Below are 12,805 nucleotides of genomic sequence, written 5' to 3'. Positions count from 1 at the left end.
GAATCAGACGGTTTCGACGACTACGGGAATGTCGGACAGCGCTTCATGCCGCCTGAAATGCGGTGCCGCTTGCGGGACCTGCGTGCGCTCCTCGGGCGTAGCCGGGCGGATCTGGCCGCGCTCTTCAACGAAGGTGACGTGCTGGTCGCCCGCATCGCTATTGACGAAGTGGCGGAAACGGCGGCGCGTTTCGGGATCGGTCACGGCCTTCTTCCACTCGCATTCGTAGGTATCCACCACGAGCTGCATTTCGGCTTCGAGTTCGGCGCCAAGGCCCAGCTTGTCGTGCACGACCACGTCGATCAGATAGTCGAGGCCGCCTTCGAGGTTGTCGCGCCACACGCTCGTGCGCTGCAGACGGTCGGCCGTGCGCACGTAGAACATGAGGAAGCGATCGACGTACCGCACCAGCGTGGCCTGATCGAGATCGGCGGCGAGCAGTTCCGCATGGCGCGGCTTCATGCCGCCGTTGCCGCACACGTAGAGGTTCCAGCCCTTCTCGGTGGCGATGATGCCGACGTCCTTGCCTTGCGCTTCCGCGCATTCGCGCGTGCAGCCAGAGACGCCGAACTTGATCTTGTGCGGCGCGCGCAGACCCTTGTAGCGGTTCTCGAGTTCGATCGCGAAGCCCACCGAGTCGCCCACGCCGTAGCGGCACCACGTCGAGCCCACGCACGACTTCACGGTGCGCAGGGCCTTGCCGTATGCGTGCCCCGATTCGAAGCCCGCGGCGATCAGTTCCTCCCAGACGAAAGGCAACTGTTCGACGCGCGCACCAAAGAGGTCCACGCGCTGACCACCCGTGATCTTCGTGTACAGGCCGTACTTCTTCGCCACCTGACCAACGGCGATGAGGCCTTCCGGCGTGACCTCGCCGCCCGGCATGCGCGGCACCACCGAATACGTGCCGTCGCGCTGAATGTTGGCGAGGTAGTAGTCGTTCGAATCCTGCAGGCTCGCGTGCTCCTTCTTCAGCACGAATTCGTTCCAGCAGGACGCCAGAATTCCGCCCACGGCCGGCTTGCAGATATCGCAGCCCAGTCCTTTGCCATGCTTCGCGAGCAGTTCACCGAATGTCTTGATGCCCTCCACGCGCACGATGTGATAAAGCTCCTGGCGCGAATAATGGAAGTGCTCGCAAAGGTGATTATTGACGGCGAGCCCCTGGCGCTTCATCTCCGACTTCATGATCTGCGTGACGAGCGGCACGCAGCCGCCGCACGACGTGCCGGCGTTGCAGGCCCCCTTCACCGCGGCGATGGTCGTCGCGCCTTGCTGGACCGCAGCGCAGATTTGCGCCTTCGAAACGTTGTTGCACGAGCAGATCTGTGCGGCGTCGGGCAGCGCCTGCACGCCGAGCGCGGGCCTGGCCTTGCCGTCGGCCTGCGGCAGGATCATGAATTCGGGCGACTCGGGCAGCTCGATGCCGTTGAGCATCATCTGCAGCAGCGTGCCGTATTCGCTCGCGTCGCCCACCATCACCGCGCCGAGCAGCTTCTTGCCGCAATCGGACACCACGATCTTCTTGTAGACCTGGCGGCGCTCGTCGGCGTAGCGGTAGGAACGGCTGCCGGGCGTCTTGCCGTGTGCGTCGCCGATGCTCGCCACGTCCACGCCCATCAGCTTGAGCTTGGTGCTCATGTCGGCGCCCGCGAAGCTCGACGCCTCGCCCGCCAGCCCCCTGGCCACAATGCGCGCCATGTCGTAACCGGGCGCGACGAGGCCGAATATCTGCCCTTGCCACAGCGCGCATTCGCCGATGGCGTAGATGTTCGCGTCGCTCGTGCGGCACTGGTCGTCGATCACGATGCCGCCGCGCGCGCCGATCTCGAGGCCGCAGGCGCGGGCGATTTCGTCGCGCGGGCGAATGCCGGCGGAAAACACGATCATGTCGGCGTCGAGGTGCGTGCCGTCGGCGAACTGCATGCGGTTGGCGGCCGTCGCGCCTTCCACCGTTTTGCCGTCCACGATAGCCAGTGTGTTCTTGTGCGTGTGCACGCTCACACCGAGCTCTTCGATCTTGCCGCGCAGCATGCGGCCGCCGTCGTCGTCCACCTGCACGGCCATGAGGCGCGGCGCGAACTCCACCACGTGCGTTTCGAGGCCGAGGTCGCGCAAGGCTTTCGCGCATTCGAGACCGAGCAGGCCGCCGCCCACCACCACGCCCGACTTCGCGTGCGCGCCGCGCGCCTGCATTGCCTCGAGATCGTCAATGGTTCGGTACACGAAGCAATCGGCGCGATCGTTGCCCGCGATGGGCGGCACGAACGCCGAGGAGCCGGTGGCCAGCACGAGCTTGTCATACGCAAGGGTCTCGCCGTTGGACACCTGAACGGTGCGCGCTTCGCGATCGATCGACACTGCCCTGGCGTTCAGCACGAGACGCACGTTCTCGCGATCGAAGAAGCCGGGCGCCACGAGCGAGAGATCGTCCGCCGACTTGCCCGCGAAGAATTCGGAGAGGTGCACGCGGTCGTAGGCGGCACGCGGCTCCTCGCAGAGCACCGTCACACGCACGTTGGGCGCGCCGTCCGCAAGGATGCACTCGATAAATTTGTGGCCCACCATGCCATGGCCGACGACGACGATCTCCATCGCTGCCGAGCTGTTCACTTCGTTCGTTGCTTGCACCATGCTGAGCCCCTGCCAATAAAAAAGGCGTCCCGCGATTCCAGCTTCTTGCGAAGCCAGATTCGGGGGACGCCGTTGCCCTGAATACGAAACCCTTGTGCGCCGCGCTACTGCTTGCGGCCGAATCCCCATTGATTCGCGTGGCACTTGCTGCGAAGCATTACGCAAACACTGTGCCAATCTGCGTGGAACCCATGCAACGCCCCGCCGGGCGGACTTCGGCGGCCGGCGAGCGGTGCACGCGGCAGTTCGCAGGCGCGCGCATCGTGATGCAGGCCAGCACAAGATTGGTGCCGTGCAGCACTTTCGCTGTGCGCCTTGGGCGTGCACGTTGCGGGGGCTGTCAAATTGGGGGCGCCCGGCTAGGGGCGCCCGGCCAGGGGCGCCAGGCCAGGGGCGGCGCCTGGCCTGGGAGTGGCCCGCCAGCGGGCGGCGCGAGCGCGCGCACGTTGGTCTGGAACTTGCATAAGCGTGAGTACCCGGCAGCGTTGCCGGGCATGCAACCCTGGGGCCGCGCTTCGCGCACCTCGACTCAAGCACACCGGACAATGGCGTCCCCTCGTCGCAAGCGGCGAGCGGACGCCATTTGTTTTATGGCGCTCCCTCCGCGGGTGCGCGCAATCCAAAGGAAGACGACGATGATGACGGGCAACGAAGGCAAGGTCACGCTGGTGAGCGCAGGTCCGGGCGATCTCGACTTGCTTACCCTGAAGGCGGCGAAGGTGCTCGCAAGCGCCGACGTCGTGCTGCTCGACGATCTCGTGAACCCGGAAATCGTCACGCTCGCGCCGCAGGCCCGGGTGATCCGCGTGGGCAAGCGAGGCGGCTGCCGCTCCACGCCGCAGGCCTTCATCGAGCGACTGATGCAGCGCTACGCGCGCCGCGGCCTGCACGTGGTGCGTGTGAAAGGCGGCGACGCACTGCTGTTCGGCCGCGCAGGGGAAGAACTCGCGGCCCTGCGCAATGCGGGCGTGAGCGTAGATATCGTGAACGGCGTGTCGTCGGCGTTCGCGGCGGCGGCGGGGCTCGGCGTGTCGCTCACGCATCGCGACCATTGCCAGGGTGTGATCTTCGTGACCGCGCATCTGCGCGACCATAGTGAACCGGACTGGCAGGCGCTCGCCGCAACCGGCATGACGCTTGCCATCTATATGGGCATGAGCCGGATCGAATCGCTGTGCGCAACGCTCGTGGGCGCGCTCCCCACGGCGACGCCCGCCGCCGTCGTGCAGTGGGCCGGCAGCGCGAACGAGCGGCGCGTCGCGGGCACGCTCGACACGATCGCGGATCACGCTCGCGCGGCGGGCCTTGGCAGCCCCGCCATCATTCTCGTGGGTAACGCGATCGGCGAGGCGGCTTCGTTCGCCACGGCTTCATTCGCTATTTCGCCTGCCTCGTTCGGCGTGCATTCGGGCGAAGCGAGTATCGAGGACCTGCGTCGCCGCGCGTAAGCGCGTGAACGCCCGAGCGGCCCGTCGCTCTCGCGCGCGGGCCGCGTCCTGCTAGCTAGCCGGTCTCAGTTGCTTGCGCTCGCCTGAGCGCCCTGCACGACAGCCGGGGCCATCGCCGGCTGCTCGTGGGGCAGCGCCCATTCGAGCCAGCGTGCGCGATGCAGCACCACGAGTCCGAATGCCGCCGCCGCGATCACGCCGAACGTCGCGAAACCCATCTGGTAGCTGCCGGTGCTCTCCTTGGCAATCCCCATGATGACCGGCAGATAAAAGCCGCCGATCCCCCCCGCCGCGCCGATAATGCCCGACATCAGCCCGGTGCGGCCTTGCCAGCGGCGCGGGACGAGCTGGAACGTCGCGCCGTTGCCGAGACCGAAGCACACATAGGTGAACGCGAGCAGCGCGATGCCGGCGGCGAATGGCGGCATCCACAGCGCGAACGCGAAATCACATACCGAGATCGCGGCAAGCAGCACCACGAGTGCGCGTACGCCCGAAATGCGATCCGCAATCAGGCCGCCAAGCGGGCGCAGCATCGCGCCGGTCAGCGCGAGCAGCGACATCACCACGCCGGCTTCGAGCTTCGGCACCTGGTAGAGCGAAATAAGCAGCGTCGAGATATAGGACGACATGCCCACGAAGCCGCCAAACGTGATGCTGTACACGAGCATCACGACCCACGTGTCGCCTTCGGTGAGCACCGCGCGATAGTGGCGCGGCAACACGGCAATGGCGAGCAGCGCGCCCAGCACCGGCAGCAGCAGCACGCCGGTCTTGCCTGCGCCGAACACGCCTGCATGCACGGCAAGCACCAGCGCGATCAAGCCGGCAAGCGTGATGCCGAACGACCGCAATGCCCGCGGCGCGCTCCCGGACTTCTGGCCGAGATCGCGGGCCCAGAAGGTCACGGCCGTTGCGGTAAGCGCGAGCAGCGGCAGCGCCGCGCCCGTGGCGCGCGCCCATCCATAGTGGCTGGCGAGGCCCGGAAAGAGGAAGCCGTCGAGCACGGCGCCGATATTGCCGGCCGCGGCGAGGCCGAGCACGAGGCCCTGCACCTTCGGCGGATAGTTGCTGCCCGCCATGGGCAGCGCCACGGCGAAGCTCGCGCCGCCCACGCCGAGCAGCACGCCGAGTACGAGCAGCAATGTATAGGACGGCGTGCCCGGCATCATCAACAGCACGGCGGCGGGAATGGCGGAAAGTGCGATGCCCATCAGCGCGACGCGGCGGCCGTCGTAGGCCTGATAGAGATTACCGAGCGTCACGCGCAGAATCGCCGCGCCGAGCACGGGCACGGCCACGAGCAGCCCCAGCTCGCCCGGCGTCATCGCAATGTCCTTCTGGATGAACGGCGCGAGCGGGCCGAACATCACCCACACCGTAAAGCCGGTGTCGAAATACAGGAAACACGCGATCAGCGCGCGCCAGTTACCGCTCTTGAGCGAACTTACCAGGTCTTTCACGAGGTGCTCTCCAGTAGTGGATCTCAACCCGCCACGCGGGCATGCATCCGTTGGTTTCGGAATCCAGAATGTCTTTCGGGCGCGCTGCTGCGCGCTTCGGGCTTGCCGACTACGCCCTGCACGAGCCTGTCCATTTCGCCTATCACGTGCGCCAGTTCCGCCGTGATCACGGCGAACTCGCGGCCGAACTGGCCGGCGCGGGCGGCAGCCACCCGTGCATTGAGCGCGACGATGTTCGCGCGCAGGGTAATCGCGGCGAGTTCGTCGACGATGCCGGCCTGGCGCTTCGCCGCCGCGGCTTCCACGCTGCGCAGCTCGTCCTGGTACGCCTGGGTCAGCGCCTGCAGCAGTTCGAGCAGCGGCGTGGCGGCAGCGGTGAGTTCCGTCACCGCTGCCTCGCAACCGCTATCGGCCGCCGCTGCATGGGCTGAGCGCTCGAGACACGCGCACGCGTGCGCGGCGAGCTTCATGAACGCACGAATGCGCTCGTCGGCCTTGCGTGCGCCGAAGTAGAGTTCGCGCAACGCCGCCGAGAACACGCCGGGAAAATGATCGTCCCCCTCGACCAGCCGCGCGTGCGAAGCCGCAAACGTGTCGAGGCAATCGCGCGCGATGACGAGGGCGGCCGCATCGCCGCGCAAGCCGAGCAGCGCATGCAGGACCACACGCTGCGAGAGCATGCGCTGGCGCCCGGCCAGATTGATCAGTTCGCCGACGATTTCCGCAGAGATGTCAGGTATCGTTTCCCGCATGTTCATCTTTAGTAGTACAAATCGCGTCGCCAAAGGTGGGTCAAACCACGGTGCTTGCGCGACGCGCAAAAAAAAAAGCGTCCCGAAGCGCACCCCCCACGCACGCTGTGCCGTGGAGTGCCACTTCGGGACGCCGTTGCCCCGCACGATCGACTGATCCCGCGCACGGCGGGACGATGATGCCATTCGTTGGAGCCTTCATTGGCCCCGGTAGCGACAAAGCAATAGGTATGCCACCCGGGCCGCGGGCGGGCCGCGCTCCCCTTGCAACGCCCGGCCGGCGCGGGTCTCGCGGGTCGAGCAGCGCGCGCGGCCCAAGCGGCCTGGACCGGCTGTGCACCACCAATCGTGTGCCTCAGGTGTGTGCTGCTGGTGCACTGCAGCGAAGCCCCGCACCATCGCCGGGCACCGTCTTGCCCTTCGGCGCGGCCGCACTACGCTGTAAACATGGATGGGTGGGCCGCGCCAGCGCACCTTGCAACGCCGGCCTGGGAGGTGTGTCATGAAGCCAACCACAATCGCGCTCACGCTCGCGTGGGCCGCCTTCGGCCCTGGCGGCCTCGCCATCGCGTCTACGGCGAGCGCCGCGAATGAGGCGACGATCGCTATCGTCTCCGGCACCTACGGCAGCAACTGCGGCGCACCGCACGGCAATGTCACACGCGATCTCGCCGCGCACTGTGACGGTTTGCTAACCTGCAGCTATCCGGTTTCGATGATCGCCGCGCAGTCGGGCGGCTGCCGCAACGACTATCTCGCCGAGTGGCGCTGCGGCGGCCATGAATTCCACAATGCTGCACTGGCTCCCGGTGCGGGCAACGGCGATCGACTCATTCTCAGCTGCGAGCCTTCGAGTGGTCCGGGGCATTGAGGGCATTGAGGCCTGCAAACAAGAATCAGAATCGAACTTGCAGCCCGCGCACGACGCCATTTTCAGCGCATGGTTAACCCGATTCCGCGCGGACCCAAAACGGGCCGCACGTTCGTTGTCCCTTTTCAGCACGTGTAATAGACTCAATTCGACGATGCGCTCCGCACAACTCGCAGGCGACTGCAAACATCGTAGCGTCCTGCTCCCTGTCACGGGGTCTTGCCAGGAAGGAGCGTAGCGTCGGCGGACAGTTTCTCGTACTACCTGGGGTTCTGGCGGTCCTCGTCAGAACGCGATAGGAGCCGGGGCGCGGCTGAGTTGCGCGCGCCGGTCAGCGAGGAGACACAGACGATGCTGCTGCCCACTACATCAACGCCGAAGGCGCAGTCCCGGGATTTGCTGGATGTCCTGATCCGCGCCGCGCTCATTGCCGTCCTGGCGATGTTTTGCTTTCGCATCTTCGCCCCGTTCCTCGACCTCATGGTCTGGTCCGTGATTCTCGCAGTCACGCTTTATCCGCTGCAAATGAAACTGCAGCGCCGCTTCCCTCACAAGGATGGGCTCATCGCCACGCTCATCATTCTCGCGGCGTTCGGCGTGATCCTCGCGCCCACCTGGCTGCTTGGTGTAGCCGTGGCCGATTCGATCGAGCATGCCATGAGCGTCGCGAAGGGCGGCACGTTTCATATCCCGCCTCCCGCCGACTCGATCGCTCACTGGCCAGTCGTCGGTCAGCGCGTGTACGACTTCTGGATGCAGGCGTCGACCGACATCACCGGCCTCGTGCAGCGCTTCGCGCCGCAACTGAAGGCGGCCGGCCTCGCGCTGCTCGGCACGATCACCGGACTCGGCGCCGCACTGCTGATTTTCTTCGTATCCCTGATTGTTGCGGGCATTCTCATGGCGCACGGCGAGACGGGCCATCGCAGCGCGGTGCAGATCGCTTCGCGCGTTTCCGGCCCGGAAAACGGCCCGCAAATCGCCGACCTTTGCACCGCCACGATTCGCGCCGTCGCCCAGGGCGTGGTGGGCATCGCGTTCATCCAGATGGTGTTGATCGGCGTGGGCTTCATCGTGATGGGCATTCCCGGCGCAGGCCTGCTCGCGCTGGCCGTGCTGCTGATCGGCATCATGCAGCTGCCCGCCACGCTCATCACCGTGCCCGTCATCATCTTCGTGATCATGACGCAGGGCGTGAGCACGGCGACCATCGTCTTCTCCGTCTACGAGTTCGTTGCCGGTCTCGCCGACAACGTACTCAAGCCGCTGCTGCTTGGCCGCGGCGTCGCGGTGCCCATGCCCGTCGTGCTGATCGGCGCGATCGGCGGTATGGTCACGGGCGGCGTGATCGGCCTTTTCATCGGCCCGGTGATGCTCGCCGTCGGCTATCAACTATTCTGGCGCTGGGTGAAAGACCAGCCGCAACCGGAACGCGCACGAGAGGAACAGCAGGCTTGAGCCGCGAGGCTGCCCAGTGATCCTCTGCGAGCGCCCATACTGGCTCCCGCTCGGCGCCTGCTGCCTGAGCACGCTGCTGGGCGCCTGCATGCGCGTGGGCCCCGACTTTCAGCCGCAACGCGAAAGCTGGAGCGAGCACTGGAGCAGCGCGTCGATCGAGCAGGTCACGTCGATCGCGGCGCAGGCCAACGAGCAAGCCGACGCGCGCCAATGGTGGCGCGTATTCGGAGACGAAAATCTCGAACAGCTGATTGCCGCGGCCGACACGAACAACGGCGACCTGAAGATTGCCGCATTGCGCGTGATCGAGGCGCGCGCCCAGCTCGGCATCGCGCTCGCTGGGCGTTACCCGCAGGTGCAGCAGGCCAACGCCGACGTGCTGGCCTCGGCGCGCAAGCGCCACGACGGTTTCGACCCGCGTTCGGGCGCGTACGTTCAGTATGGTCTTGGCTTGAGCATCGGCTGGGAACTGGACTTCTGGGGACGCTTCAGCCGCGCAATCGAATCGGCCGACGCCTCGTTCTTCGCCGCCCAGGCCAACCGCGAGGACGCGCTCGTGCTCGTTCACGCGCAGGTCGCCGACACCTACTTCACGCTACGCACGACCGAAGCGCGCCTGCGCATTGCGCGCGAAAACGCGCAGCTGCAAAAGCGCAGCTACGAGATCACGCAAAAGCTCTTCAAAAGCGGCGAAACCGACGAGCTCGATCTCCAGCAAGCGAAAACACAGTATCTCGGCACGCTGAGCAGCATTCCCATGTTCGAAAGCCAGATCGCAGTAGCGCGTCACGCGCTTGGCGTGCTGCTTGGGCGCCCGCCCGGCCCGCTGCCGGAGCTCGACGTGCAGCCGGCCAAGGCAGGCGTCGTCCCGCTCATCGACCGCGCCGTGCTTCAGGATGTGCCCGCGAAGCTGTTGCTGCGCCGGCCAGACGTACGCGCCGCGGAGCAGCAGATGGCCGCGCAGTCGGCGCTGATCGGGGTGGCGAAGGCCGATCTGTACCCATCCGTTTCGCTGGTCGGCTCGCTCGTCTGGAGCGCCAGCTCGCTCACCGGCGCGCCGAGCACGCTCGCCGTGGTAGGCGGCCCGAGCATCACATGGAACCTGTTCGATCACGGCCGCATCACGAACAACGTGCGCGTGCAGGACGCGCGCCTGCAGCAGTTGATCGTTGCGTATCAGAACACCGTGCGCGACGCGGCGCGCGAGGCCGACGACGCCGCAACGGCGCTGAACGCGGCGCTGCAGCGCGACACGATCCTGCACGACGCGCAAGGCGCGGCGCAGCGCTCGCTCACGCTCGCCAATACGATCTACCGCGAGGGGTACTCGGACTTTCAGCGCGTGCTCGACGCGCAGCGCGCACTCTCCGCTCAGCAGGACGCTTTCGTCGTCAATCGCGGCAATGCCGTGAGCAGCCTGATTGCGCTGTACAAGGCCGTGGACGGGGGCTGGAATCTGGATCAGCCGCTCATCGACCCCGCTACCCGCGCCCAGATGCAGCGACGCACTGACTGGGGCGACCTGCTCGACGAACCGGCATCGCCCTCTGCCGCGCAGGGTCCCGGCTATCAACCGGAAGGGCCGACACGATGAGCAGCGCGTCCGAACCTTCGAGCCCGCCCCAGGCGCCGCCGGCTTCCGACTCTTCCGGCAGGGCGCTCAAGTGGATCGTCATCCTGATCGTCATCAGCCTGATCTGGTACCTGCTTGCCGATCGCTTCACACCTTATACGCAGCAGGCGCGCATTGCGGCCTACGTCGTCCCCGTTGCGGCGGAAGTGTCGGGACGCGTGACGCGCGTGCTCGTGCACAACAACCAGGAGGTCAACGCCGGCGACGTGCTGTTCGAAATCGACAGCGAGCAATACCGCATTGCCGCCGACCGCGCGCGCGCCGACCTCGAGTCGACGCGCCGGCAGATCGGCGCGAGCACCGCCGGGATCGATTCGGCGCAAGCCTCGTTGCGCGCGGCGCTCGCCAACGAGGTCAAGGCGCGCCAGGACAGCGACCGGCTCGAACGGCTGTACCGTGAAGACGAAGGCACGGTCTCGCTGCGGCGGCTCGAAGTGGCGCGCGCCACGCACGAGCAGGCGCAAAGCCAGGTCGAAGCCGCCCGGGCCGAAGTCGAACGCGCGCGCGAACAGCAAGGCGGCAACGAAGCGGAGAACGCGCAGTTGCGCAGCGCGGCAGGCGCGCTCGAAAAGGCCGAACTCGATCTCGCCAACACGCATATTCGCGCGCGCTCGGCCGGCGTCATCACCGACCTGCGCACCGAAGTTGGCCAGTTCGCGGCGGCGGGCAACCCGGTCATGACGCTCATCGCCATTCACGACGTCTGGGTCAGCGCGGACATGACAGAGAACAATCTGGGCCGCCTCCATGCCGGCACGCCCGTCGCCATCGCGCTGGACGCGCTGCCGGGCGAAGTGTTCGCCGGACGCATCCGCAGCATCGGCTATGGCGTGAGCGTGGGACAGAGCACGCCGCCCGGCACCCTGCCCACCGTGCAGAATAGCCGCGACTGGCTGCGTCCCGCACAGCGCTTTCCCGTGATCGTCGAGTTCGACAGCGACGAGCGCGCACGGCTGCGCAACGTGCGCGTGGGCGGCCAGGCCGAAGTGATGGCGTTCCCGAGCGCAGGAAACCCGCTCAATCCGCTCGGCCGCGTGTTCCTGCGCGCGATGAGCTGGCTCTCCTTCCTCTACTGAGGGGCGCCCATGCAAACGAGTCCATCGCTTCCCGGCCGCCGAGCGCTACGCGTGGCCACCGGCACGGCGCTCACGCTTGCCATCAGCTTTGCGCTCGACTTTCCGATTCCCGTGATCGCGCCGGTACTCGCCGTCTTTCTGCTGGCGACGCAAACCCGGCCGCTTTCGCTCAAGGCGGCGCTCGCGCTCGCGCTGGTCGTTGCGCTCACGACGGGCAGCGGCCTGCTGCTGGTCCCCGTGCTGCGCTATTACCCGTTCGCGGGCGTGCTGCTCGTCGGCCTTTGTCTCTTCCTCACGTTTCGCGCCGGCCTGCGCGGCGGCAACAATCTGGTGTCGACGTTCCTCGCAGCGGGCCTCACGATGATTAGCGCGGCAGGCGTGGCCGATCAGCAACTCGCCGCCACCGTGGTCGGTGCGCTCGTCAAGGGACTGCTGCTCGCCGTGCTCGTCTCGGTTTTGAGTCACGCGCTGTTTCCCGAGCCCCCCGCCGCGGCGGCAGGCGCCAAACCCGCCGCGCGCGTCGTGCCGCAGGAGACGGCGTCGCGCATCGCCTTGCAGGCCGCGCTCGTGGTCATGCCCGCCTGGCTGCTGGCGATGAACGACCCCGCGAGCTACATGCCGATCATCATGAAATCCGTCAGCCTCGGCAGACAAAGCTGCACCACGTCGGCACGCGGCGCGGCGCAAGAACTGCTCGGCTCCACAGCGCTCGGCGGCTTGCTCGCCGTCGCGTGCTGGTTTGCGCTCAGGCTCTTTGTGAACCTCTGGATGTTCTATCTCTGGATGCTGCTGTTCGGCCTGCTCGTGGCGCGCAAGCTTTATCGCATCCGCCCCACGCGTTACTCGCCCGGCTTCTGGCTGAACAGTCTCGTCACCATGATCATCCTGCTGGGTCAGTCGGTCCAGGACAGCGTGGCGGGCAAGGACGTCTACCGTGCGTTCGCCGTGCGCATGGCGCTCTTTCTCGCTGTCACCGCTTACGCGTGCCTGATGCTGCAGATAGTCGAGCGCTTCGCGCGGCGCGGCGCGGCCGCGCTCGAGAGGGATACGCCATGAACAATGCACCAACCAGCGCGGACCTTGCCCCGAAGGCACGCGAAATCCTGCTGGAATCGGGCCGGACCATCTGGTATATGCGCCTGCTCCTGGGCGGCCTGCTACTGATATTCGTTATCCTGACAATTGGCATGTTCTATTTCGGCGGCGCCGTGGAGACGCTGAACCGCACCCCATCGCCGATGGGCGAGACCTTGTACTTCTGCGCAATTACGGCGCTGACCATCGGCTACGGCGATGTGGTGCCAACCACCGCGTTCGGCCGCATCGACGCGGTGCTGCTCGGACTCATCGGCGTCGTGTTGACCGGATTGATCGTTGCAGCGGCCGTGCGCGGCGTGCAGGAGGCCTCACGCCATGCGCGCAATCGGGCGTGAGCAGGCCTAAGCGAACACAAGCAGGTGTAATCGGACC

At 66.5% G+C, this 12,805-nt stretch carries 10 protein-coding genes; 7 read left to right on the top strand and 3 right to left on the bottom strand.

Annotation, left to right across the window (positions count from 1 at the left end):
* Positions 1-3 precede the first annotated feature (3 nt).
* Positions 4-2,595 carry a nitrite reductase large subunit NirB gene (gene nirB / locus BHE01S_RS21145; RefSeq protein ID WP_042267486.1) on the bottom strand — a complete coding sequence of 864 codons (2,592 nt, stop codon included), beginning with the start codon at positions 2,593-2,595 and terminating at the stop codon, positions 4-6.
* 677 nt (positions 2,596-3,272) lie between these two features.
* Between nirB and cobA the strand changes: the two genes are divergently transcribed.
* Positions 3,273-4,082 carry a uroporphyrinogen-III C-methyltransferase gene (gene cobA, locus BHE01S_RS21140; RefSeq protein ID WP_042267485.1) on the top strand — a complete coding sequence of 270 codons (810 nt, stop codon included), beginning with the start codon at positions 3,273-3,275 and terminating at the stop codon, positions 4,080-4,082.
* A gap of 65 nt (positions 4,083-4,147) precedes the next feature.
* Here the strand turns inward: cobA and BHE01S_RS21135 are convergent, their stop codons facing one another.
* On the bottom strand, positions 4,148-5,545 hold the full coding sequence (locus BHE01S_RS21135; protein WP_042267360.1) for an MFS transporter: 1,398 nt from the start codon (positions 5,543-5,545) through the stop codon (positions 4,148-4,150).
* A gap of 23 nt (positions 5,546-5,568) precedes the next feature.
* Positions 5,569-6,297: a type IV pili methyl-accepting chemotaxis transducer N-terminal domain-containing protein gene (locus BHE01S_RS21130; protein ID WP_245639811.1), complete on the bottom strand. Its 729-nt coding sequence runs from the start codon at positions 6,295-6,297 to the stop codon at positions 5,569-5,571.
* Between the two features lie 502 nt (positions 6,298-6,799).
* Between BHE01S_RS21130 and BHE01S_RS21125 the strand changes: the two genes are divergently transcribed.
* The 6 genes from BHE01S_RS21125 (at position 6,800) to BHE01S_RS21100 (ending at position 12,768) form a co-directional block, all read left to right on the top strand.
* Entirely contained in the window at positions 6,800-7,168 is a 369-nt protein-coding gene (locus BHE01S_RS21125) for a hypothetical protein (RefSeq protein ID WP_042267357.1), read from the top strand.
* A gap of 351 nt (positions 7,169-7,519) precedes the next feature.
* Positions 7,520-8,626, top strand: coding sequence for an AI-2E family transporter (locus BHE01S_RS21120; protein WP_042267356.1), 1,107 nt, complete (start codon positions 7,520-7,522; stop codon positions 8,624-8,626).
* Positions 8,627-8,642: 16 nt separating this feature from the next.
* On the top strand, positions 8,643-10,220 hold the full coding sequence (locus tag BHE01S_RS21115; protein ID WP_084069079.1) for a TolC family protein: 1,578 nt from the start codon (positions 8,643-8,645) through the stop codon (positions 10,218-10,220).
* Positions 10,217-11,335, top strand: coding sequence for an HlyD family secretion protein (locus BHE01S_RS21110; protein ID WP_042267354.1), 1,119 nt, complete (start codon positions 10,217-10,219; stop codon positions 11,333-11,335). Before BHE01S_RS21115 ends, BHE01S_RS21110 begins: the two co-directional genes overlap by 4 nt.
* Before the next feature lie 9 nt (positions 11,336-11,344).
* Positions 11,345-12,391 (top strand): DUF2955 domain-containing protein, encoded by a 1,047-nt coding sequence (locus BHE01S_RS21105; RefSeq protein WP_042267353.1) that lies wholly within the window; start codon positions 11,345-11,347, stop codon positions 12,389-12,391.
* Positions 12,388-12,768, top strand: coding sequence for a potassium channel family protein (locus tag BHE01S_RS21100; RefSeq protein ID WP_042267351.1), 381 nt, complete (start codon positions 12,388-12,390; stop codon positions 12,766-12,768). Before BHE01S_RS21105 ends, BHE01S_RS21100 begins: the two co-directional genes overlap by 4 nt.
* The last annotated feature ends 37 nt before the right edge of the window (positions 12,769-12,805 follow it).

Origin of the sequence: Paraburkholderia heleia NBRC 101817 (genome assembly GCF_000739775.1) — a bacterium.
GTDB lineage: Bacteria > Pseudomonadota > Gammaproteobacteria > Burkholderiales > Burkholderiaceae > Paraburkholderia > Paraburkholderia heleia.
This window is presented reverse-complemented; position numbering and strand designations above follow the sequence as displayed.